20 protein-coding genes and 1 tRNA gene are annotated in these 23,078 nt (G+C 38.0%); 13 read left to right on the top strand and 8 right to left on the bottom strand.

Features of this window, described 5'->3' with window-relative positions:
- Positions 1-290: 290 nt before the first annotated feature.
- The 7 genes from A6B45_RS02050 (at position 291) to alr (ending at position 7,906) form a co-directional block, all read left to right on the top strand.
- On the top strand, positions 291-1,739 hold the full coding sequence (locus A6B45_RS02050) for an NCS2 family permease (RefSeq protein WP_072613116.1): 1,449 nt from the start codon (positions 291-293) through the stop codon (positions 1,737-1,739).
- A gap of 114 nt (positions 1,740-1,853) precedes the next feature.
- Positions 1,854-2,654, top strand: coding sequence for an ATP-binding cassette domain-containing protein (locus A6B45_RS02055; protein ID WP_072613117.1), 801 nt, complete (start codon positions 1,854-1,856; stop codon positions 2,652-2,654).
- The gene (locus tag A6B45_RS02060; protein ID WP_072613118.1) at positions 2,651-3,379 is read left to right on the top strand and encodes a hypothetical protein; all 729 of its coding nucleotides are present in this window, start codon (positions 2,651-2,653) and stop codon (positions 3,377-3,379) included. The genes A6B45_RS02055 and A6B45_RS02060 overlap by 4 nt, the downstream gene beginning before the upstream one ends.
- Complete coding sequence (locus A6B45_RS02065; RefSeq protein WP_072613119.1) at positions 3,357-3,824, top strand: LytTR family DNA-binding domain-containing protein; 468 nt, start codon at positions 3,357-3,359, stop codon at positions 3,822-3,824. The genes A6B45_RS02060 and A6B45_RS02065 overlap by 23 nt, the downstream gene beginning before the upstream one ends.
- Complete coding sequence (locus A6B45_RS02070; protein WP_072613120.1) at positions 3,811-4,221, top strand: DUF3021 domain-containing protein; 411 nt, start codon at positions 3,811-3,813, stop codon at positions 4,219-4,221. The genes A6B45_RS02065 and A6B45_RS02070 overlap by 14 nt, the downstream gene beginning before the upstream one ends.
- A gap of 134 nt (positions 4,222-4,355) precedes the next feature.
- A complete protein-coding gene (locus tag A6B45_RS02075; protein WP_072613121.1) occupies positions 4,356-6,446 on the top strand; it encodes a DNA topoisomerase in 2,091 nt (696 codons plus the stop codon).
- A 338-nt stretch (positions 6,447-6,784) separates the two neighbouring features.
- Positions 6,785-7,906, top strand: a complete 1,122-nt coding sequence (alr, locus tag A6B45_RS02085) for an alanine racemase (RefSeq protein WP_072613122.1) — start codon at positions 6,785-6,787, stop codon at positions 7,904-7,906.
- A 45-nt stretch (positions 7,907-7,951) separates the two neighbouring features.
- Here alr and A6B45_RS02090 read toward each other — a convergent pair.
- Positions 7,952-8,023, bottom strand: a tRNA-Gln gene (locus A6B45_RS02090).
- Between the two features lie 98 nt (positions 8,024-8,121).
- Between A6B45_RS02090 and A6B45_RS02095 the strand changes: the two genes are divergently transcribed.
- From A6B45_RS02095 to A6B45_RS02105, 3 genes are all read left to right on the top strand, one after another.
- Positions 8,122-8,646, top strand: a complete 525-nt coding sequence (locus A6B45_RS02095) for a phosphatidylglycerophosphatase A family protein (protein WP_004164692.1) — start codon at positions 8,122-8,124, stop codon at positions 8,644-8,646.
- Positions 8,647-8,786: 140 nt separating this feature from the next.
- Positions 8,787-9,923 carry an N-acetylglucosamine-6-phosphate deacetylase gene (gene nagA / locus A6B45_RS02100; RefSeq protein ID WP_072613123.1) on the top strand — a complete coding sequence of 379 codons (1,137 nt, stop codon included), beginning with the start codon at positions 8,787-8,789 and terminating at the stop codon, positions 9,921-9,923.
- 4 nt (positions 9,924-9,927) lie between these two features.
- Positions 9,928-10,626, top strand: a complete 699-nt coding sequence (locus tag A6B45_RS02105) for a GntR family transcriptional regulator (protein WP_072614460.1) — start codon at positions 9,928-9,930, stop codon at positions 10,624-10,626.
- Positions 10,627-10,658: 32 nt separating this feature from the next.
- Here the strand turns inward: A6B45_RS02105 and A6B45_RS02110 are convergent, their stop codons facing one another.
- The 6 genes from A6B45_RS02110 to A6B45_RS02135 form a co-directional block, all read right to left on the bottom strand.
- The gene (locus A6B45_RS02110) at positions 10,659-11,354 is read right to left on the bottom strand and encodes a methionine ABC transporter permease (protein WP_072613124.1); all 696 of its coding nucleotides are present in this window, start codon (positions 11,352-11,354) and stop codon (positions 10,659-10,661) included.
- Between the two features lie 2 nt (positions 11,355-11,356).
- Positions 11,357-12,436 carry a methionine ABC transporter ATP-binding protein gene (locus tag A6B45_RS02115; protein ID WP_072613125.1) on the bottom strand — a complete coding sequence of 360 codons (1,080 nt, stop codon included), beginning with the start codon at positions 12,434-12,436 and terminating at the stop codon, positions 11,357-11,359.
- Positions 12,433-13,770 carry a M20/M25/M40 family metallo-hydrolase gene (locus A6B45_RS02120; protein WP_081371154.1) on the bottom strand — a complete coding sequence of 446 codons (1,338 nt, stop codon included), beginning with the start codon at positions 13,768-13,770 and terminating at the stop codon, positions 12,433-12,435. The genes A6B45_RS02115 and A6B45_RS02120 overlap by 4 nt, the downstream gene beginning before the upstream one ends.
- A gap of 45 nt (positions 13,771-13,815) precedes the next feature.
- A complete protein-coding gene (locus tag A6B45_RS02125; protein ID WP_072613126.1) occupies positions 13,816-14,658 on the bottom strand; it encodes a MetQ/NlpA family ABC transporter substrate-binding protein in 843 nt (280 codons plus the stop codon).
- A 27-nt stretch (positions 14,659-14,685) separates the two neighbouring features.
- Positions 14,686-15,531 carry a MetQ/NlpA family ABC transporter substrate-binding protein gene (locus tag A6B45_RS02130; RefSeq protein ID WP_072613127.1) on the bottom strand — a complete coding sequence of 282 codons (846 nt, stop codon included), beginning with the start codon at positions 15,529-15,531 and terminating at the stop codon, positions 14,686-14,688.
- A 446-nt stretch (positions 15,532-15,977) separates the two neighbouring features.
- Positions 15,978-16,637: a YoaK family protein gene (locus A6B45_RS02135; protein ID WP_072613128.1), complete on the bottom strand. Its 660-nt coding sequence runs from the start codon at positions 16,635-16,637 to the stop codon at positions 15,978-15,980.
- A gap of 96 nt (positions 16,638-16,733) precedes the next feature.
- Between A6B45_RS02135 and A6B45_RS02140 the strand changes: the two genes are divergently transcribed.
- From A6B45_RS02140 to A6B45_RS02150, 3 genes are all read left to right on the top strand, one after another.
- Positions 16,734-18,575: a DUF2207 domain-containing protein gene (locus tag A6B45_RS02140; RefSeq protein WP_081371155.1), complete on the top strand. Its 1,842-nt coding sequence runs from the start codon at positions 16,734-16,736 to the stop codon at positions 18,573-18,575.
- A 272-nt stretch (positions 18,576-18,847) separates the two neighbouring features.
- Positions 18,848-21,511, top strand: coding sequence for a calcium-translocating P-type ATPase, PMCA-type (locus tag A6B45_RS02145; RefSeq protein ID WP_072613129.1), 2,664 nt, complete (start codon positions 18,848-18,850; stop codon positions 21,509-21,511).
- Between the two features lie 6 nt (positions 21,512-21,517).
- On the top strand, positions 21,518-21,964 hold the full coding sequence (locus A6B45_RS02150; protein WP_072613130.1) for a chemotaxis protein: 447 nt from the start codon (positions 21,518-21,520) through the stop codon (positions 21,962-21,964).
- Positions 21,965-22,034: 70 nt separating this feature from the next.
- On the opposite strand, the gene A6B45_RS02155 is transcribed toward A6B45_RS02150, so the two are convergent.
- Positions 22,035-23,012 carry a sugar transferase gene (locus A6B45_RS02155; RefSeq protein ID WP_072613131.1) on the bottom strand — a complete coding sequence of 326 codons (978 nt, stop codon included), beginning with the start codon at positions 23,010-23,012 and terminating at the stop codon, positions 22,035-22,037.
- Positions 23,013-23,078 lie beyond the last annotated feature (66 nt).

Consider the following 23,078-nt stretch of genomic DNA (forward strand, 5'->3'; position numbering starts at 1 on the left):
ATCAATTTTTGTGATAATCGTCAAGCTATTTATGACTATTTTTCAATAATAAATTATTAGTAATTAAGTTCAAACGCTTGTTATCTTTGAATATCAATGCTAGACTATTCTATGTGAAATTTAGCTGATATAGTATCGAATAATGGTCGATTGTTTCTAGCCAGCACCTATGCTGGAACTATCATAGACACTTTATTGAATTGATAGCCATTAGTGCGTCAATTTTTTATTTTCCATTAATAATTCATACAGACAGGCTAACAAGTTACATCATTGTATAGGAGAAAATAATGGAGAAATTATTTCAATTAAAAGAGAATAAAACGACTGTACGTCGTGAAATTGTTGCAGGAATTACAACGTTTGTATCAATGGCATATATTTTCTTTTTAAATCCACAAATCTTGGGACAAACAGGTATACCTACACAAGCTGTGTTTTTAGCAGCTATTATTGTGGCGGTTTTTGGTACATTATTTATGGGTTTATTTGCTAATGTACCGTTTGCATTAGCACCAGGTATTGGTATGCAAGCCTACTTTACATATACCATCGTATTTGGTTTTGGATTTACTTGGCAACAAGCATTGGCTATTGTGTTTTTAGTTGGTTTAGTAGATATTGTGATTACGTTGACACATGGCCGTCGCGCCATCGTTAAGGGTATTCCAACGGAACTAAAAGCAGCTATTGGTGGTGGTATTGGGTTGTTTGTTACTTATATTGGCTTGAAAAATGCCGGTTTTATCAACTTTATTGTTGATCCAGGTAACATCATAACGTTAAATGACAAGCCTTTCACAGGTGAAGTACATGGTGCATTAAATAGTATCTTGGCTAATGGTAGTGTGACACCAGAGTTAACAAAGTTCAATAGTGCTAGTACTGTATTAGCATTAATTGGTTTGATTATCTTGATTGTATTAGTTATGCGAAAGATACCAGGTGCTTTTCTGATATCATTGATAGTGACCACTTTAATTGGTATTCCGATGGGCGTAACTAATATTCATATTGGTGCTGGAACATCTGTGAGTCATGCATTTGGCGAATTAGGGCATGTTTTTGGTCAGTCATTAGGCGCACAGGGGATGGGAAGTTTATTTAATAACTGGCATAATGCCTCATTGTCGTTAATTACGATTTTTGCTATGGGCCTTACGGGATTATTTGATGCTATTGGTACTTTAATTGGTATTGGTAATCAAACTGGTATCTTTTCAAAGCAAGACCAAAAGACATTTGAATCTAGTGATGGCTTTAATTCCAAGATGGATCGAGCATTGGTTGTTGATACATTTACAACTGCTTTCGCTGGTATCGTTGGTACTTCAAATACAACAACTTTTATTGAATCAGCATCTGGTGTTGCTGCCGGAGCTAGGACTGGTTTGGCAAACATTGTAACAGCGATTGGATTTGCTTTAATGATATTATTTGCACCGTTGGTTGGTGTTGTACCAACAGCCGCTACATCACCATTACTTATTTTAGTGGGTATTATGATGATGGGCGAGTTTAAGAAAATTTCATGGGAATCGTTAGAAGTTGCCATTCCTGCATTCTTTACCTCAGTATTTATGGCTTTCAGTTATTCAATTTCTTATGGTATTGCTGCCGGTTTCATCTTCTTTATCGTCGTAAAATTTGCCTTAGGTAAGTTTAAGGAAGTATCACCAGTATTGTTAATCGTGTCAGCTTTCTTTTTAATTAATTTTATTGTATTGGCATTTATATAAGTAAAAATAGCCACAATGTTTTTTCAATACTCATATTCAACCGCTTATCACAAAAGCGGTTTTTTTATGTCCTACATTGCTACAATAAAGCCAATATTAGGAGGGTGATAATATATGTTAAACATAAAAAATTTAAGCGTATCTTATGGCAGAAAAGTTGCCTTGACAGTGCCAAAACTATCCATCAATAAGGGTGAGATTATAGGGGTAATGGGTAAATCTGGGTCAGGGAAATCGACGTTAGTTAATAGCTGTCTCGGGTTAATTCCTTTTAAGGGGCAGGTGAGAATTGATACCAATGATGTTGGTATCTTAATGCAAGGGCAGCACTATGTTGATACGATGACAAATCAAAAAATGATAGAAGGTATGCTGAACACGCGTATTAAGCGAGATAAAAAATTAGCTGAGTTAATTGATTTTTTTGATTTTAGTTCCCAACTATCACTTCATTTTAAAAACTTATCTGGTGGACAAAAACAGCGAATGAGCTTGATTATGGTACTTTATCAAGAACCAGAATTATTATTTTTAGATGAAATGACGACGGGACTTGATTTTGAAAGTCGACAAGCACTAATTAGTCAATTGAAAATCTATTTTAAGCAACATCAAACAACCGTTTTGATGGTCACGCATTACGCACAAGAAATTGAAGCGTTAGCTGATAAACTTCTAGTTATTCATGATGGCCAAGTGAAAGCTTTTGATGAGCCCCAAAATTTGTTTAAGCAGTATATCGGGTATTCGGCTTTTATAGTAGACAATCGTACTGAAAAAAGCATCAAAGTCCAACAACCAGAAGATGAATACAAGGTCGCACGTCGACTGATTGATAACGGGGATGACTTTAGGCGGACACAAAGCGATATTGAATTAGTTTATACGGAAGTTATGAAGGGGCAGCGGTCATGATTAAAAAAAGGAAGTTAGTCTTTGAATTTCAAAATTTATTAGGCAATATCATTACGTTATTTTTTGGATTTGCATTTGCACCAATGATGGCATTAGTGTTTGGCAATAGCTATGCTAACGTACCGCAAGCTTTGAACCAAATTTACTTGAGCTTCTTTTGTACGATACCGCTTTCGATGGTATTTGTTGGTTTTAGTTCATTATTTTCACAAGAAGTCGAGCAAGGCTTTACATTGCGTGCCGAACTTTTCGGTTACTCACGTGTTTCACAAGCCTTACACAAATTTATAGCATTAACGGTGTTTGTTCTATTATCAAGCATTATCTACTCGTGGATTTTTCTATTACATTTTAATTTGCCTCTGCCAAATGCAGTAATCATAGGTCAAATGGCAATATTTCAAATATTAAATACAGCTGTATATTTCATCATTGTTTTTATCCTGACAACGACTTTAAAGAAATTTTCCCGTGTCTATGGTATTTCCATGATTAGCTATTTTGCTATCATGATTATTTCGGGAATTATGGGTAATATGGATGTTGGTAAGTTAGGAGATTATTTGCCAATCAAATTATTTGTCACCAATTATACTAATCATCTTAATGACACTGATTATATATCTGGTAAAATAGGTCTATACCTACTTATTTTATTAGGTATTCTGGGTGTGATTTTGAAAGTGATTGTGAGAAATAAAAATGGAAATAAGCATCAATATTGATGATAAATTGAAAGATATTCAAGTTGTTATTTCAGGTAGTGATATTGAGCAATTAGCTGATATTGCGCAGTATCTTAAATCTAGAAACACACCTTCACGGCAAATTGCTATCAAAACAGCTGACAATATTCGTGTTGTAGATAAAGAAGATATTATTTTAGTTGAAAGTTATGGAAATGATTTAACTTTTACACTCAAAAACAATCACAAAATCACAACCAGAAAAACGTTGAAAAGGTTTTTGGAAGAAAATCAAAAATCTGATTTCGTGCAAATTTCCAAATCAGAAGTAATGAACTTATCTTATTTGTCGAAGATGGAATCTGCGTTTTCTGGTAATTATTACGCTTTTTTGACCAATCAGTCTCGAGTAACCGTATCAAGACGGTTTATCAAAGGCATTCTAACAAGATTAGAAGGGAGCGCAGAAGATGAAGCATTTTAAAGAAGCAATTGTATATCTATTTATTGGTATTGGCATTGGATCATTTATCTCCCTATTATCGTTTACCTTAAATCATGGAACACCATCAATGAGACAATTCAGCTTGTTAATGACCATGAGTGCGATTATGGGCTTATTATCCCTGATCTTTGAATATGATAAGATAACTTTTATTACACAGCTCATTAGCCATTTCATATTGGAAATGTTGACATATGGCTTTTTCATTTGGTTAACGTTTGGAAGTGCAGTGATTACGTTTACTAATATACCAACATTTGTGATTACTTATGTCATTATTTTTATCTACTTCAGGAAACAAGGCAGAGATAATGCGCGCCGTATTAATGAACAATTGCAAAAAAATAAGCCGAAAAAAAGTGATTCAACAAATTAATGAGATGTTGAATTACTTTTTATATTGGCTATACATTCATGGTTTAATTTTCTAGTTGACCGTCTTCGCGGATTAACTTGTAATCTGTTAAAATAGAATAAATCAACTTTAAGAAAGATTAAAAAACATTACTTATGCCAAACTACCTCATTTTAACTGAAAAGCCTTCAGCGGCAGCTAACTTTACAAAAGCGCTAGGTGGAAAAACAGGAGTTTTTGGTGATTTTACATATAAAATTACAAATTTACGTGGTCATGTTATGACCTTAAAAGATCCTGAAGAGATGGTGGCTGAAGATTTAAAAAAGCAATATAAATCTTGGTTGGTCAAACATTTACCATGGAACTTAGAAGATTTTTCTTGGGCACGGACTTATATTCGTCAACGTAACATGCGCACTGGAAAGATTGAGTCAACCAAAAAACTGATTGATGAATTGAAAAAAGAATCTAAAATAGGGTATGATGCGATTGTGATTGCAACAGATACTGACCCGTCCGGAGAAGGGGAACTACTCGCTTGGGAAGCATTAGATGCAATCGGCTGGCGTGGTCAAGTATTACGTGCCAATTTTATGGATGAATCATCATCAGGCATTCAAAAAGCCATGCACCAATTACGAAATGTTTCCGATAAAATGGCGGATGGGGAGTATGTCAAAGGTGAAAGTCGTAACCGCTGGGATTTTGCGTCCATGCAACTTACGCGAATTGCAACTACTGCTGCTAAAAAAGCAGGTTTTAAAGTTGTTGCACGTGAGGGTCGGTTGAAATCTGTTATTGTTTGGCGTATTTATCAACAACTGGAAGCTATTAAGAATTATGTTAAAACGCCCTATTTTGAAGTGAAGTTTAAAGATCCTGCGGAGCATATTTTTGGACGAGTTACACCGCAGGGAGAGGTAGTTCCTTGGCGTTTTGCAACAAAAGAACAAGCAAAATTCGATTTCAACAATTATCATGAAACTGAAGTTATTAATGAAAAACACCAAACACGTACACAAGCACCCGGTAAGTTGTTAGATTTGGCAGGATTGGCTTCTATATTGGCGCCTCGTGGTTTTTCCTCTAAAGAAGTATTAAGTACCTATCAAAAAATGTACGAAGCACAAATCGTGTCTTATCCGCGTACAGAAGATAAGACAGTAACACCAGAACAATTTAATGAGTTATTGCCATTAATTGATCAGATTGCGAGCGTTGTTGGTGTCGATAAAAATTTACTAACCCACCGTTCACCACGAAAAACGCATGTTAAGTCACAAGGGGCGCACGGTGCCAATCGTCCAGGTGAGAATGTGCCACAAACTATGCAGGCTTTAGCAAAATTTGGCCCTAGTGGACCAGCAATTTATGAAGTTTTGGCTAAAAACTATTTGGCGATGTTAGCAGAAGATTACGTTTATGACCATGTTACAGCTAATTTGAAAGATTATCCGGAATTTAAGACAGCCTTCAACATACCAATTAAGCTAAACTTTAAGTTAGTCTATGACTCACAAAAAGCCATTAAGGTGGAAGCAGGGGAAGAGGAGGAGTCAACTGATGGTCAATTGGGTCCGCAAGCAACGCCATATTTACATGAAGGTGCGAATCCAAAGCCACAAGCACCAACAACCAAATGGATTATGGCTTTTTTAGAAAAGCATAACGTTGGTACTGGTGCAACGCGCGTGTCAACACTGTCTGAAATGTCCCGTGGCACCAAAGCCATGTTAACTGAAAAGCGTGGCAAACTAGGTTTGACAGAAACGGGGAATGTATCTGCTATCATGGTAAAAGATACATGGATTGCTTCGCCAAAAATCACAAAGCGTTTATTTGAAATGATGGATCAGGTTGGTCGCTTTGAAATGACGATGTCGCAAGTACTAGATTCAGTGACGAAAGTAGTTGAACACGATATGCCGATTATGTTAGACAATGCGCAAGCGCTTGAAACATTACTTGGCAAACCTAACCCAAGCGTAAAAAAGCCACGTAAAATATCTGAAAAGATGACCGGTATGTGGCGAGGACAGGAAATTACCTTTGCTCGCGAATGGAGTGGACACATTTTTACAGATGAAGAATTGCAAAAACTACTAGCTGGGGCAGAAGTCAGTTTTCCAGCCAAGTCTAAACGTGGCAAATCCTACACGGCTGTTGGAAAAATGGCGAAACAAACTTTTAAGGGGAACACTTTTTATGGTTTTAAGTTGAACCCAAAAACAAAAAAAGCATAGTCACCGTAGTGTTGATTATGCTTTTTTGTTTTCAATATGTTTTCTTTTGACGTTTATCTGACAACAAAGCGATAGGAGAGCAAAGTAGTAATAAGAAAGCGCATACAACAAGGTATGGGGTTGGCGGCTTGTGGAACGTATACGGGGAATGGCTTGAATTTGATCGTGAAAAGATTGAAATAACGGAAGTTGCCAACATACTAATTCAATCGTTCAGTTCCTTATAAAAAATTAGGAACGAACATGTATCAACATACAGTTTTATAAAATTCTTGTGTTATTGTATAATTAAAAGAATTACATGAGAAATTATTTATAAAATGAAAGTGTGAAAATGAATGAACTATAATGCACCACATCGACATGCTGTAATTGAGTTGTCTCAATCAGCAGTTGTGCATAATTTAAAAGTGATTAAAGAGAACGCGCATGCCAAAGAGATCATGGCTGTATTGAAAGCTAATGCTTTTTCGCATGGATTGCCCGAGATGGCCGCTTTGAGTATTACAGCTGGGGCTACCCGTTTTGGCATGGCCATGCTCGATGAAGCTTTGACATTACGTGATTTGGGGTATGTGCAACCAATTGATGTACTCGGATTAACAGATTCACGCTATGCGCGATTGGCTGCTGAACGTAATATTACGTTAGCTTTTAGTACCAAAGAATCAATAAAAGCAGCAGCCGAACAGTTAGTTGGTACAGGATTAACATTAAAGGTATCTTTACCCGTTGACACAGGCTTAAACCGTATTGGTTTCAAAAGTCGTGAAGATTTAGTAGCAGCAATTCAAGAGTTATCAGCGCAAGATACACTCATTTTTCAAAGTATGTGGACACATTTTGCTACTGCAGATACACCAAATGTTGACTATGTGGATTTTCAAATTTCTGAATGGCAGCGCTTGACACATGATTTACCAGCAGAACCAATTGAAAAGCATTTTGCGAATACAGGTATTGCTACTTGGTATCCCGAAAAAATTAATACGGATATTGTTCGTTTGGGTATTGGATTATTTGGCATTAACGGTTCTGTGCCAATAATGTCGATGCCATTCGAGTTGATACCAGCTTTATCATTGAAAGCTAAGGTTGTTAACAGCAAGCCGCTAAAAAAGGGTGATGCGGTTGGGTATGGGGCAGAATATCATGCACCAAATGATGGGTATTTGATTACTATTCCAATTGGACATTCTGACGGTTATCCATTCAATGGGAGTGGCATGCGTGCTCTGGTTGCGGATGGACAAATTGGTCATATTGTTGGGGGCGTAGCCATGGATCAGTCAATGATTTTTGTTGCTAATCCAGTTGCAGTTGGCACTACGGTGACCTTAATTGGGCGTGTTGGTGACCAAAGTATCACGATGCAGGATTTGGCTGAGCATACACAAAGTAGTATTGTGGCGTTAATGAATGATTTTGCACCGAGACTGCAACGAATCATTGTTTCATAAAAGAAAAAAGGTGAACGACATTAAGTCGTTCACCTTTTAAAATTATTGCCCCTGCTGGATTCGAACCAGCGCGTAGTGGCACCAGAAGCCACCGCCTTACCGCTTGGCCAAGGGGCAATTACTTTATATATTTTACAGAATTTGTTATCAATTTGCAAGTGGAAATTAGGAGATAAATTCGTTATACTGGTTAAAATACTTTAAGGGGGAATACTATGCAATATGCAACATATGAAAACACAGTCGCAAAGTTGGCTGCGCATCATATTACGATTTCAGATATCGCGCGAATAGCCTTCAACAATGAGCAATCGTATGTCGAAGGATTAACAATTGAACAAGTAGAAGATGCAGTTGAAAGCATCTTACATAAGCGAGTTGTTCAGCACCAGGTGTGGGTTGGTTTAGAACTTGATCGTTTGGCGGAAGCTCATTTGCTGGAAGCTCCATTGCAAGATTTGGTTGAAAATGATGATGGGCTTTTTGGCGTTGATGAGACTATCGGTACAGCAATTGCAATGTCCTTTGATACAATTGGTGTCACAAACTATGGTTATATTGATAAAACAAAAGTTGGCCTTGTTGGCGAATTAGATCGTAAAGGAAAAACTTCTGAAGCGGTCACGACGTTTGCAGATGATATTGTGGGCGCACTGGCCGCAGCTGCAGCATCTAAGGTTGCGCACAAGTATGCGACCGGTAGAGTTGATTCTGTTCTACCAAACCAAGATAACGCTTAGGCGTTATTTTTTTGTAGTTAAATTTGCATAATAGGTCTAGACCAATTATACTGTAATTATAGACTTCATTATTATCGTTGTAGAGGCAAGATTTAGGAGGAATGTGCTGCGAGGTGACTTCGCTTCGCGTACGAAATATTATGGCAAAACTAATTAAAAATATTGATCTTTACACAGGGTATCAACATATGGAAGATGCCTTCATGCGTTTTACAGATACGGTTGAGGAAGTCGGTTACATGATTGACTTCAGGGAAAAAGCTGATGACGAATTGCTAAATGAGGCCTCAGGAAAGATAATTGTTCCAGGGTTCATTGATGTTCATAAACATGGCGGTTATGGATTAGACACGATGGATGGTGATCCCGAAAAGTTAAACATCATGATTAATACGATGGTTACGGAAGGAATTACATCATTATTCCCAACAACAATTACACAATCACCAGAAAATATTGAACGTGCTTTGAAAACCATTGATCAAGTTGCCAAAACTAATCCGGTTATTCAGGGAATTCATCTAGAAGGGCCTTTTATTAACAAAGCCTTTATGGGTGCACAACCAGAAGAATATATTATTGATCCCAACACAGAACTTTTGAAAAAATGGTATGCACTTTCTGGCGAACGTATTCGGTTAGTGACCTATGCGCCAGAAAACGGTGGTATTCCTGATTTCGAAGAATTTATGCTACAGCATAACATTATTCCATCAATTGGACATTCTAACGCGACACGAGCACAATTGGTACACTCGCGTGCAACACATATTACTCATTTGTATAATGCCCAAAGGCCATTACAACATCGTGAACCTGGCGTCACGGGACATGGTATGCTAGAGGGCGCAATTACTGGTGAATTAATCGCCGATGGTTTTCATATTGTACCTGACATGTTACAATTAGCTTTTAGAATCAAAGGTGCTCACAAATTAGAATTAGTAACTGATTCAATGAGAGCTGAAGGATTAGGAAATGGTATATCTGAACTTGGCGGACAAAAAGTTACTGTTAAAGATAAGCAAGCGCGCTTAGATAATGGTCACTTGGCTGGTTCTGTACTGGCTTATGATGATGCGTTCACCAACATCCAAAAATTCACAAGTGCTGATATTAATGATGCAGTGCAAATGAGTTCAGTTAACCAAGCACGTGAGTTTGGGCTAACCCAAAAAGGCAACTTATCCGAAGGTAAGGATGCTGACTTTAACATTTTTAACAAGGAATTGCATTTAGAGGCGACGTATTCACTTGGTCGCCGTTTTGCACGGTAAAACAATGGCTAAACCTCGATATATTGAAATTCATAATCAAATACTGTCACGTATCGAAGCTGGTGAGTGGCAATCACAAGAACGTTTACCTGCTGAAAGAGATTTGGCACTTGAATTTAACGTGTCGCGTATGACATTACGCCAAGCAGTTCAAACATTGGTTGACGAAGGCATATTAGAACGTAAAGTCGGATCAGGCACTTACGTCGCTGAACAGAAGGTCTCTGAACGTGCCCTGGGTGTTACTAGTTTTACAGAATTAATGGCAGCTACAGGTCGAACGCCACATACGGTGACGGTTAGCTATAAGACTACGACACCATCCGCTTCAGAAATTGAGCATTTGCAACTGGACAGCACAGATAAAGTATTGATCATGGAGCGTTTACGTTTGGGGGATGATGAACCTATTTTACTAGAACGTACAACTTTGCCAGTCCAATTAATTGAGTCATTCACTCGTGGCGCATTGACAGAATCATTGTACGCCACCTTAGCATCAGCGGGGGTATACCCTGGACATGCTGAACAAACAATTACGGCCACGTTAGCAAATGAAAGATTGTCGGAATTATTACAGATAAAAAGAGGTGATCCAATTTTATCTGTAAGACAGGTCTCATATGATCAACATGATACGCCGTTTGAATATGTACGATCATATTATGTGGGTGAGCGTTTCGAATTTACTTTAACAAGATAAAAAGATGGTTGATCATAGATCAACCATCTTTTTTATTTATGATTAAACTTCTTAGCCAAGAAGTCACCGGTAACTTGGACAGTTAACACCAAGATTAAGACAAGTAGTGTAGCCACCAAAGTTGTGTCGGTTGCAAAACGATTGTATCCGTATGAGATGGCCATATTACCTAAACCACCAGCACCGATGGCACCAGCCATGGCAGTCAAACCAATCAGACTAATTAAGGTCACAGTTGATACACGAATGATTTCCGAAAGGCCTTCCCGTAAATAAACGCCAAAGACAATATCCCAAAAGGACGAACCCACCGACTGCGCAGCTTCAACAATTCCACTGTCAACTTCGCTCAAGGCTACCTGTATTTGACGAGCATAGAAAGGGAATACACCCAATGATAATGGCACTAAAGCAGCTGTGGTACCAATTTGGGTACCAATGAGGAGCTTTGTAAATGGTGCGATAAAGGCCAGCAAAATAATAAATGGAATAGCACGGAAAAGGGACACAACCTTATCAAAAATCCAAAATGAAGCTTTGTTCGGTGCAATACCGCTGGGTGCAGTAATAATTAATCCTAGACCAAAAATTAGACCAAGAATACCACCAAAGATAGCTGACCAGAATGTCATGTAGATTGTTTGAACAATAGATGTCCACCAACCAGTATCGCCGCTCCAACCTTGATAAACAACGTTAGGAAATGTATTTGTAAACCATTGGCTCATAATTAGTTGCCTCCTTTAAGAATTGTGACTTCAACATGATGATCATGTAATGTAGATAGGGCTGTTTGCACTTGCGTTGGTTCACCTGACAAAATAACTAGCAAAGATCCAACTGGTGTATCCTGCAAGACTTCGATATTACCATACAGAATGTTTGCCGTAACATTGAAATCACGGAACAAGCTAGCAATTAATGGTTCATCAGTTGTTTCACCAACATATGATAAACGAGCAAAAATTTCGCCTTCTTTTAACTCATTCACTAGCGGTTCGTGCCTAATTGTTTCAATGGCCTTATCAATATTTGTAGCTGTTTCAATGAATTCTCGTGTCAACTGTTGCTTTGGCTGGGCAAATATCTCCAGAAGTGAGCCACGTTCAATAATTTCGCCATTTTGCATCACAGCTACTTTATTTGCAATTTCCTTGACGGCTTGCATCTCGTGTGTGATCAATACAATTGTTAAACCAAATTCCTGGTTTAGCTTTTTTAATAGGGCCAAAATTTGGTTCGTTGTTCTAGGATCCAATGCGGAAGTTGCTTCATCAGAAATTAAAATTTCGGGATCATTGGCTAACGCACGAGCGATAGCAACACGTTGTTTTTGACCACCAGAAAGTTGTGAAGGGTATTGTTCTGCACGATCAGATAGATCAACTAATTCGAGTAGCTCAGCTACTTTAGCATTCTTTTCATCGTCTTTTAATTTACTGTGTTGCAATGCGAAGGCAACATTTTCTGTGACTGTTCGTTCATTTAATAAGTTGAAATGTTGGAAAATCATTCCAATCTTTCGACGGCGAACACGTAAGTCGTTTGTGCCAATGCGTGTTTTTTTAGCATCCTGACTATCAGCCTGAAAAAAAGTTTCTCCATTAACGGTTACGGAACCACTAGTTGGTTCTTGTAGCAAGTTAATCACGCGTACAAGTGTTGACTTTCCAGCACCAGAATAGCCCACGATACCGTAAACATCACCACGTTCAATATTGATGGAAACATTTTTGACAGCTTCTATGGTGCGCTTTTTTTGATGGAAAGTGACATCGATATTTTTTAGTTCAATGATTGATTCTGTCATTTTTCATAACTCCTAATTAGTTCTTTGATTACAGCAATATGTTGATTATAATCTGTTAATCGGATATTTTCATTGGGTGCATGGTCTAATGTATGAGCATATCCTACACCCAAGCTAGCTATGGGTGCGTTCAATGCTTCGTGAATGTAATACATTGGGCCAGTACCTGGAGACGTTGGCATAATAACTGGATGCTGATGATAATACTTTTCAGTGATATCAATAACACGCAAAATTTCTGGATCCGACATGTCACTACGATATCCTGGTTGACCTAACGTCTTGGTTACCACGATATCAGAAAATCCTTCATTTTGGAAATGCTGTTTAATTTGTTGCAGGGTTTTGTCAGGATCCATATTAGGAACTAAACGTGCTTCAAGTTTAGCAGAGGCAACAGCAGGCAAAACGGTTTTGACACCTTCACCTAAATAACCACTCTGAATACCTTCTATATTTAATGTTGGTTGAAAATATAATGTTTCTTTTAGGTCATCGCCAGTTTTATCACTTAAAAGTGGCGAAGTTAGACCATGTTGTTGAATCAATGTGTCTCTTGTTGTAGGAAGATTTCTAACCAGGTCTTTTTCGCGTTGATTAGGGGTGGCCACATCGTCATAAAATCCTGGGACAGCAATGTGACCTTCGCTATCAAATAGGGTTGCTAAAGCTTGGGTCAAACGCCAAGCAGCAGAATCTACGACACCAGCTAAAGATGAATGAAGATCGCTCTTTGCTGTTTGTACATCAATATTGAATGTTACGATACCTTTGTTACCACCAAAAATTTCCACCACATCATGCACGTTTTTTCCGCCTGATTCCCAAATAACTAAATCTGCGAATAATTGATCTTGATACTTACTTAAGTATTCATCCAAGTGCTGAGAGGATGATTCTTCAGAACCTTCAATAATAAAAGTGATATTTACTGGTAAGTGACCTTCGTGTTCAGCTAAGTATTCTTCGATAGCTGTCAAGCGGGCAGTGATATTTCCTTTGTCATCATCAGTTCCGCGTCCATATAATTTACCGTCATGTTCAGAAAGTGTCCAAGGATCTGTTTGCCACAATGATATTGGTTCTACTGGCTGCACATCATAGTGATTATAGATAACTAGCGTCTGAGCATCAGGGACACTGCTCCTAAATTGAGCTAATACGAATGGTGCAAAATAGGTATCATCATAGGTTACTTGAGCACCTAATTCACGAAAAGTTGTCGCCAAAAGTTGAGCTGCTTCGGGTAAACAGCGATGAGTTGCCGAAACACTGGGTAGTGCAACTAAATCGCGGAGTAACTTTAAATATTTTTGATTAGAGCTCATGTTCATTTATTACCTTCCACAGAAATTATGTACGCGCCGAAGCGCATGCCCTTACTTGTTATAATCCCAAACTGTAACTTCCGCTGAACCGTAATATTTTTTAACTAGTTTCTTTGTCTTATCAGTTTGCAATGACTTCACGACCTTTTTGTAAGTCTCGTTGTCTTTGTCTTTCTTATTAGCAGCGATGAAGTTGAAGTATTGTTCTGTTTGCTTATTCAAACCTTCAACGTAAATGGCTGAATTGACATCTAAGTTAGCTGATACGGCGTAGTTAGTGTTCACCACGGCACCAGCAACTTTTGAATCATTTAATGATTTAGCGGTTTGCGAAGCATCAACCGGCGTAATCGTCAAGTTTTTAGGATTTGATGTGATATCTTTTGGTGTAGCAGTGTCAGTATCCTTAATCTTAATTAGTCCTGCTTCAGCCAAAAGATGAATACCACGATTTTCGTTAGTGACATCGTTGGCTACCAAAATTTGGTCACCAGATTTAAATTCAGAGATTTTCTTATATGATGTTGAGTATATACGAAGTGGAGTTGTCCAAGTATCTCCAATAGAAACAATGTTAGTCTTGTAAGTCTTGTTCCAGTTCTTCAAAAAAGGATAGTTTTGGAAAGCATTCAGATCAATGTCACCATCTGCTAAGGCTTTGTTTGGTTGTGAATAGTCAGTGAATTTCTTTGTTTTCAAAGTAATGCCGTACTTATCTTTGGCAGTTTTAATAGTGGAAGCCCAGATTTCATCTTCCGCTTTTGACCCAGCCATTACACCAATAGTAACGGTCTTAGATTCTGTTTTTCCTTGTCCACCAAATGATAGGTAGGCGGCACCAGCGATAACGACAACGGCAACACCAGCGATAATATAGTTCTTTTTCTTACTCATAATAAAGTCTCCCTTAGTATCTCATTATTATTTTGAAAAATCTTTATCCCAAGCAGGTAGTTCAACACCATCGTATTGCTTATTAATGGCTTTCTTAACGGCATCTGTTTGGTAAGCCTTCACAACTTGCTTGTAAATTTTATTGTCTTTATCTTTGCTGTTTGCGGCAATAATATTAACCCATTGATGTGAATTCTTGTTAATTGGTTCAACGAAAATGGCTTTTTTATAGTCTAATTTAGCTGAATCTGCATAAGTACCGTTGATTACTGCGCCTTGGATGTCAGATAAGGTACGAGCTGTTTGATCGGCAGCTAATTCTTTAATTTTCAAATTTTTAGGATTTTTTGTGATGTCTTTAACTGTTGCAGTCGTTAGACCATTTTTTAAATCAATTAATCCAGCAGCCTTTAAAACATACAGTGACCGGCTTTCATTTGATGGGTCATTTGGTACGGCGATTGTGTCGCCACTTTTGAACTGAGAAACCTTGGTGTATGTTTTAGAATACAATCGGATAGGTGAAATAACCGTGTCGCCGATTGAAACAATTTTATTACCGGTTGCTTTATTTGACGCCTTTAAGAATGCATAATGCTGGAAGGCGTTAAGATCAATATCGCCTGCAGCCAAAGCTTTGTTCGGTTGTGAATAATCTGTAAATTCTTTGAATTTAATTGTAATGCCATATTTATCTTTAGCAGTTTTCTTAACAGTGTTCCAAATGGCTTGGTCTTGTTTTGAGCCAGACATTATACCGATGGTTACTGTTTTGGACGATGCTTTTGAGTGTTGCCCAAAGCTGGCGTAAGCGGCGCCAGCAATTATAATTACTGCAGCACCACCAATAAGCCATTTGGATTTTTTGCTCATAATATATATTCTCCTCAATATTCCCAAATAACGTGCAAAACAGATTTTTAAAACAAAAAACAGAACAAAACAGTTTTGATGAGTTCAAAAAAGCCGTTTCCATATCATAGTCATAGATACAGAAACGGCTAAAAATAGCGTGTTACCATTCTGAGTTGTAGATATTTGTTACCAAATATTTGCTCACTAACCATCAGGCATCGGGAGATGATCCTAGCCGAATGGTGTGCCCGGTAACGGGGGCCAAGTCGTTGTATGCTTAACGGTAAACCGATTCGCATACACCAATCACAGGTCATTTTCACAATCGCACTCACGCTGGCTCTCATCAACCGTCAGCTTTCTTAGCTTCGATAAATTGCTACTTTTCTGTTCAATTTGTTTTCGTTTTAAAAATCGTTATAGCCTATAATAACTAGATTATAATTATTTGTCAAATGTTTTATTTAATTTTTGAATAATAACAAGAAAACAACAAACATAATTATGCTGGAACCAAGTAGTGCGAAAGTGCCAAAGATACCAGAAAGAACGGCAGAAGAGAACGCGCCAACCATGAAAAAGACAACTAGTATTGAAAAGACCCATGCATTATGTAGAAAAATATGGTCACGGCTAATAAAGTATTTTACGAGATTGGTGCCCGCATTACGTAAGTTTCCGGTTGACATAACGCTTGTGAAAGGTAGACCACGTAATTTCGGAAACGAGTCCAACTGCATTGCTAATAGAAAGGACAGTGCCGATATGATGACCGTACTAGCTAGATGATAATTAAAGATACCAATAATAGCAATACCAATAAATTCGATCAAAATACTATGCTGTTGTAAAGATAATTTGCCAGCTGGAACAAAATGATTTAATACGGTATTAAATGCAGCCCCAAGCACGAAGAAAATGATTGGAATAACAAAAAATAATGTTGTTTCCCAGTGCCCTTGAGCGAGGTGGAATCCTGCTTGGATAATATTTCCAGTTTGCAAGCTAGCAAATCGTTCGTGGTGGTATTCAAATGTGTACGAGTCGATAAAACCCGAGTTCATGACGAGCAGTAGACCAATACGCAATCGTTCTTGCATTGGATTTTTATTCTTCAATATCATAACATCTCCTAAAAAATATTATTTTAACACGCCTGATTTGCTAATACTAGTAAAAAATAGATATACTGATATTACCATTAAGAGAGGGGAAGTTTATTGTTAAAATTGAAGATAGTGGTATTTACATTTTTATTTGCCATGATGGGTGTTTTAACGGTTTCCGCAGATGGCGATTATCGTATTACTGATTTGAATGTGGTTGTACGAATTGATGCCAATGGGGATGCGAATATTACTAAAAAGGTAACTTATCATTTTGATGATGAGATGAACGGTGTTTATTTTAAAGAATCACTTAAAAAAGGAACTGATTCACAGTCGTTACAGTGGGGAGGGTTAACTTCAATTGAGGTTAGCCATAACAACGGGGAAAAGCAGACTATTTTACCTCGTCAGGGTGACAGTAGTTATGGCTATGTTGAAACAAAGACCAGTCAGCAGGTTCAAGAAAAAATATATTATCCAGTTCAAGAGAATGATCAGTTGACAATGTTTTATCATTACACTTTAAAAGGTGTCGTGGTAAATTGGGATGATATTGCCGAGATAAACTGGCTACCAATAGGAACTAGGGATGTTGCCATCGAAAAATTACGTTTGGAATTTGTACTGCCTAATCAACCAGCATCAACTTTAAAAGCTTGGGTACATGGTCGGTCGGTGGGAAATGTTCTTGTGAATAAGAAACAGGCAAACCTAATAGTTAATAGCGGGAAAATTGGTCCCGATGATACCGTCGAAGTCCATACTTATTTTGATACTAGTCAGACGCCGTTGAATACGAATAAGCAGTCAGGTAACCGTGCTGCCTATATTCAAAAGCAAGAAAAAGCGATTGTGTTAAAAAATAAGAAAACCCTACAGATAAAGAAAGTAATTGGATTTATTGTTTCTCCAATTGTTATTTTGATACTCGTATTTATTATTATTCTAAAGACTATCCAACGACGAAAGCTATTACAAAGCGCGCGGGAAAAGAGCGGTGTAACTGGTGACATTGTCCATATCTTTGATATACCAAATGATATTGGACCGGCTCTGGTCAGTGAACGAATTGCTAAATCAGTTACCAATGCGAAACTTATCATTGCAACACTGCTCGATTTGATTGCTCGTCGCAAAATTGCAATGACATATGACGATATTCAAAAGCAAGATGGCATAACGTATTCAGTTTTGGATGAAACGAATTTACAGCCATTTGAATTAGTTTTCATCAATATGATTTTTGGTAAGTATCGTAGACCGGTTGTACATGCCGAATTTAAGCAGCCAGAATCAGGAGTGTCAAATCGGATTAAAAAAGATATCAGTTCTTTTACAAAAGCACTTAAGGAAGCTGAAAAGCAGGCTTCAATAATCGACCACGTATTGACTAACAAAATAAAAAACCAGCAATTTTTTCTAACGCTAGCCCTAATTATTAGCACCATCATATCGACCTTTTTGTTAGCAATTTTTGCTTATAGTACACAAGTATGGTCCATGTGGTATGTTAGTTTTACGGAAATTATTGTTGTCATATTAGTTCTTATTTTTAGTATTAAACCAGCAATATTTTATAAGGTTCCTAATGGTTTTCAGGAAAAATGGCAGTGGGATGGATTTGCCAAAATGCTACATGATATTGCTCATTTAGAGAATAAAACGGTTTTGGACGTACAACTTTGGGATAAGTTATTGGCCTATGCTGTCATATTTGGCGAGGCAAAAAATGTCGCAAAACAAATGAAAGTTTGGTCACAAAAGGTTGATACAGATGACTCTATAATCTTTGTGCCAATCATGCTATATGGCGATAACTGGAGCGAGAACTTGATTTATAATATTGAAAATGATGGTGCTTTTCACGTCGATAATAATGTGAATGGCGACGGTGGGGGATTTTCCACCGGCTCATCAGGAGGTGCTGGCGTCGGCAGTGATGGTGCTTTCTAAAATAATAAAACTTCCAAACAAAAATGACACGTACTTAGAAAAATTTGTTATACTATAAACATAAGTTAATTTCTGAGGGAGTAACTGACGGAATGATCGTGGCTGAATCGTCAAAGCAAAACAGCAATGTTTTATATCGCGCTTTATCGCGCCGGTTTAGCATTAAACAGTGAGACTCATGTAAACACACTTTTATTTGTGTTTACATGGGTTTTTTCTTTTTTGTTAGTAATCATTCGGAAATTTATTTGAAATATAAGGAGATATTCCACATGGCAGATAAGCCACTCTATAACCAAGATAGCGCAAAAGTGTTATCTCACCTGCAGACCGATGAAAAAAAGGGGCTTTCGAGTTCTGAAGCTAATAAACGTCTTGAGCAAAATGGCGCTAATCAATTGAATGAAGCTAAGTCAACGAATTTAGTCCAAAAATTTATCAATCAATTTAAGGACTTGATGATTGCTATTCTGTTGGTCGCCGCTATTATTGCCGCATTTACTGGAGAAGTGGTTGATGCAATTTTCATTTTAGCTATTGTTATTATCAACGCCATTTTTGGCGTTTTTCAAGAAGCCAAAGCTGAAGATGCGATTAATGCCCTAAAAGAAATGTCGACGCCAAATGCTAGTGTAATTCGTGACGGTAAAGAAACTTCAATTAAGTCCACAGAATTAGTAGTCGGTGATATTGTTCGTTTGGAAGCTGGAGACATTGTGCCAGCCGATGTGCGTTTGATTGAATCTGCGTCCTTACAAATTGAAGAGGCATCGCTGACCGGTGAATCTGTGCCAATTAATAAGGGTGCGGAAACACTGGCAGAGACAGATTTGCCACTTGGTGATCGTACAAACTTGGGATTCATGAACACCAATGTGACTTATGGTCGTGGTGTTGGTGTCGTCATAGGTACTGGTATGCAAACTGAGATTGGTCATATTGCTGGCATGTTAGAAGCAACTGATGAAACTAAAACACCATTGCAAGCAAACTTGGCTAAGTTGGGACAAGTATTAACTTATTTGATTCTCGGTATTGCTGTGGTTACTTTCATTGTTGGCCTGGCACGTGGTAAGGAAACAATTATTGACATGTTGTTGACTTCCATTTCTCTTGCTGTTGCAGCAATTCCAGAAGGGTTGCCTGCTATTGTGACAATTACCTTAGCATTAGGAACAACGCGTATGGCCGCTCGTCATGCACTAGTTCGTAAGCTGCCCGCTGTAGAAACTTTGGGATCTACAGATATTATCGGATCTGATAAAACGGGTACCTTGACACAAAACAAAATGACTGTGGAAAAATTAGTCGTCAATACTGAAATCTCTGATGCTGCTACTACTGAAGAATTGACAGGAACCTACGCACGCTTAGCAGATATTCTGGCTTTAAATAACGATACAAAGCGAACTGAAAATGGTTTTATCGGTGATCCTACAGAAACAGCTTTGATTGCTTTTAATGAAAATCATGGACGTGATTTAGATAAGCTGTTTACAGAAATGCCACGTGTGGCTGAAATTCCATTCGATTCAGAACGTAAGTTAATGTCAACTGTTCATCCGGCACCTACTGGGTACATCGTAACTGTCAAAGGCGCACCTGATGAATTACTTAAGCGTGCGACACGAATTGAGATTAATGGTGAAATTAAGCCATTATCCGATGATATTCGAGCAAAGCTTTTGTCGATTAACTCAGAGCTAGCAACACAAGCTCTTCGCGTACTTGGTTTCGCTTATAAGACAGTTGATCAAATACCTGGCAATATGAATACAGAAACGGTTGAACAGGAACTAGTATTTACCGGATTTGTTGGCATGATTGATCCGGAACGTCCTGAAGTCGCACAAGCCGTTGCAGAAGCTAAAGCAGCTGGTATTCGCCCAATGATGATTACTGGTGATCATCGAGATACAGCAGCAGCTATTGCTATTCGATTGGGTATATTAGATGAAGCGGATAAAGAAACAGCTGTTATTTCAGGATCTGATTTAGATGCAATGAGTGAAGAGCAATTTGCACAAAATGTTGATAAATATAATGTTTATGCACGAGTAGCGCCTGAGCATAAGGTTAAAATTGTTAATGCTTGGCAAAAGAAGGGCAAAGTCGTCGCCATGACAGGAGACGGTGTTAATGATGCCCCAGCCTTGAAGACAGCCGATATTGGTATTGCCATGGGTATCACTGGTACAGAAGTATCTAAGGGTGCTTCTGACATGGTTTTGGCTGATGATAACTTTGCTACAATCGTTCATGCCGTTGAAGAAGGACGTAAGGTCTTTGCTAACATACAAAAGGCTTTGCAATACTTATTGGCCTCAAACTTAGCTGAAGTTATTGCGATTTTCGTTATGACATTGTTAGGCTGGAATATATTGGCACCAATCATGATTTTATGGATTAACTTAGTAACGGATACTTTGCCAGCTATTGCATTAGGTATTGAACCGGCTGAAAAGGGTATTATGAAGAATACACCTAGAGGTCGTGGCGCTAGCTTCTTATCAGGTGGTGTGGGACCAGCAATTATTTGGCAAGGTATTTTGCAAGCTGTGATTGTGTTAAGTGTTTATGGGTTTGCGTTAGCAGCTCCCGTTCATCCAGAAGTACATTTGGCACACCAAGATGCTTTGACAATGGCCTTTATGACGCTTGGTTTAATGCAAATGTTTAATGCCATAAACGTAAAATCTGTCTATGGTTCAATGATAGGGCCGCAAGCTTTCCAAAACAAAATGTTTAACTGGGCATTGTTAGGATCTGTCATAGTAATGGCTGCAGTTGTTGTTATTCCAGGTTTGAACCCACTTTTCCACGTATCACACTTAGACGGTTACCAATGGGCTATTGTGTTAGTGGCTGGAATGAGTATCATTGTCATCGTAGAACTGGTAAAATTGATACAGAGATCAATTTTCAAAAAAGGATAAACAACATTGGCAAAATTTAACCCCAAACAAGCACAAGTTTACGTACAAACATTGCAAGAAGTATTAACAATAACCCAAGACACTGCTGATCGTGTGGCACCATTCTTTACAAAGTTAGATGATGCAAAGGAAACGAATGCTGTTGCGGATATTCCTGCAGCAGAGTTTGCTGAAATCAAAGCAGAATTTGAAGATGCTGTAGCGGCATATCAAAAAAATGCTCAAATTTTAAATACGGTTCAAGCCCCTGTTCGTTTGTTGGGTCTGCATAAGTCATTGGCTAAAAATTATAGTGCCTATGCTGAAGCAACCAATATGATGAGCGATGCATTAAATGTTACCGATCAGACAGTAGATGATGCATTATACGTTAAATCAGAGGAAGACCAGGAACTTTATCTTGGTAAAATACAAGCAAATGTTTCAAAAATTATGATGGGTGCCGGTCGTTAAAGAACGGTAACCTATTACAGATGAGGTTTGAAAAAACGAGTAACTTACTCAGTAAGTTACTCGTTTTTTATTACATTAATTTTGCTAGTGTTTGCTGTGTGAAATAACCATTTTCTAGCTGTTTGGCCAAAGGAATGATGTTTTTTTGCCAATTAGCATATTGTTTTTCCGATATCGAAGAAACTCTCTCAAGCTCAGACAAGGAGTCAATAACAAAACCCAGATTGTATTGAAGGATTAAATGACCAATTGCACTTTGACTCCAAGCAATTAACGGCAAACCAGCGCGTAAATATAAGCTAGCTTTGTGTGGTGCATTGAATCGTGTGTAGGTTTGGTATGTCTTACCCTCAAAATCATTATCCCATAATAAGCCAAAGCCATCATGAAAAGCATCTAAAATACTGGTAGGGTCGAAGTTTCCACGATAGTTAATGCTTGACGGAAAGGTTACGTCAGCCCAACGCTTTGGCCTTGAACCAAAAAGATCTATTCTGGGACCATTATAATGTTTAAGCCACGGAGATTTTTGAAAAGTACCCGCAAAGTTAATTTTGTGACTAAAAGTAGCTTTTTTAGTGATGTCACCTAAATAATCAAAAAAAGGTTGAATAATGGCAGGTACGTGAATACCTAATTTCTTAAGCTCATCATACATTGCTTGCGAATGAACGATAATGGTATCGTAGCTATTTAACACATTTAGTTCCCAAGGCGCTGTTTTAATCAAGCGTAAGGGCTCAATATCATGAATCAATATAGCGCTCCGCGCCTGATGTTTACTCAAGGACGTGATAAATTCAAGTTCAAAATCAGCGCTCATATAAGTTGGAAACTGGTGTATGACCTGATCACCCGGATCTACCATATTTAGCCATGCTTGAATCTTTTGTTGACGTGTTTTGCTGTCAAAACGTCCATCGTTATAGCGTTCTAAAGGTAAAATTTTCCAACCAGTTGCAGCGGCAATTGCTGCGTAGTCCGCTTTAGCTTTTAAAGCACCTGGTGGCATCCAAGGTTCTATTGTATGAGTTATAAAGTTTGTCATAGTACGATTATATCAAAATCCGAACGTTTTTAAATGTTTTCTGTCAAAAAACGAACTATAAAATAA

Origin of the sequence: Leuconostoc suionicum (assembly GCF_001891125.1) — a bacterium.
Taxonomy (GTDB): domain Bacteria; phylum Bacillota; class Bacilli; order Lactobacillales; family Lactobacillaceae; genus Leuconostoc; species Leuconostoc suionicum.

What these genes read in the sequence shown, in the direction of transcription:
- A6B45_RS02050 (WP_072613116.1), top strand. Translation starts at nt 291, where the DNA reads ATGGAGAAATTATTTCAATTAAAAGAGAATAAAACGACTGTACGTCGT.
- A6B45_RS02120 (WP_081371154.1), bottom strand. Translation starts at nt 13,770, where the DNA reads ATGAACATGAGCTCTAATCAAAAATATTTAAAGTTACTCCGCGATTTA.
- alr (WP_072613122.1), top strand. Translation starts at nt 6,785, where the DNA reads ATGAACTATAATGCACCACATCGACATGCTGTAATTGAGTTGTCTCAA.
- A6B45_RS02135 (WP_072613128.1), bottom strand. Translation starts at nt 16,637, where the DNA reads ATGATATTGAAGAATAAAAATCCAATGCAAGAACGATTGCGTATTGGT.
- A6B45_RS02095 (WP_004164692.1), top strand. Translation starts at nt 8,122, where the DNA reads ATGCAATATGCAACATATGAAAACACAGTCGCAAAGTTGGCTGCGCAT.
- A6B45_RS02130 (WP_072613127.1), bottom strand. Translation starts at nt 15,531, where the DNA reads ATGAGCAAAAAATCCAAATGGCTTATTGGTGGTGCTGCAGTAATTATA.
- nagA (WP_072613123.1), top strand. Translation starts at nt 8,787, where the DNA reads ATGGCAAAACTAATTAAAAATATTGATCTTTACACAGGGTATCAACAT.
- A6B45_RS02155 (WP_072613131.1), bottom strand. Translation starts at nt 23,012, where the DNA reads ATGACAAACTTTATAACTCATACAATAGAACCTTGGATGCCACCAGGT.
- A6B45_RS02115 (WP_072613125.1), bottom strand. Translation starts at nt 12,436, where the DNA reads ATGACAGAATCAATCATTGAACTAAAAAATATCGATGTCACTTTCCAT.
- A6B45_RS02065 (WP_072613119.1), top strand. Translation starts at nt 3,357, where the DNA reads ATGGAAATAAGCATCAATATTGATGATAAATTGAAAGATATTCAAGTT.
- A6B45_RS02060 (WP_072613118.1), top strand. Translation starts at nt 2,651, where the DNA reads ATGATTAAAAAAAGGAAGTTAGTCTTTGAATTTCAAAATTTATTAGGC.
- A6B45_RS02110 (WP_072613124.1), bottom strand. Translation starts at nt 11,354, where the DNA reads ATGAGCCAATGGTTTACAAATACATTTCCTAACGTTGTTTATCAAGGT.
- A6B45_RS02075 (WP_072613121.1), top strand. Translation starts at nt 4,356, where the DNA reads ATGCCAAACTACCTCATTTTAACTGAAAAGCCTTCAGCGGCAGCTAAC.
- A6B45_RS02055 (WP_072613117.1), top strand. Translation starts at nt 1,854, where the DNA reads ATGTTAAACATAAAAAATTTAAGCGTATCTTATGGCAGAAAAGTTGCC.
- A6B45_RS02145 (WP_072613129.1), top strand. Translation starts at nt 18,848, where the DNA reads ATGGCAGATAAGCCACTCTATAACCAAGATAGCGCAAAAGTGTTATCT.
- A6B45_RS02070 (WP_072613120.1), top strand. Translation starts at nt 3,811, where the DNA reads ATGAAGCATTTTAAAGAAGCAATTGTATATCTATTTATTGGTATTGGC.
- A6B45_RS02125 (WP_072613126.1), bottom strand. Translation starts at nt 14,658, where the DNA reads ATGAGTAAGAAAAAGAACTATATTATCGCTGGTGTTGCCGTTGTCGTT.
- A6B45_RS02105 (WP_072614460.1), top strand. Translation starts at nt 9,928, where the DNA reads ATGGCTAAACCTCGATATATTGAAATTCATAATCAAATACTGTCACGT.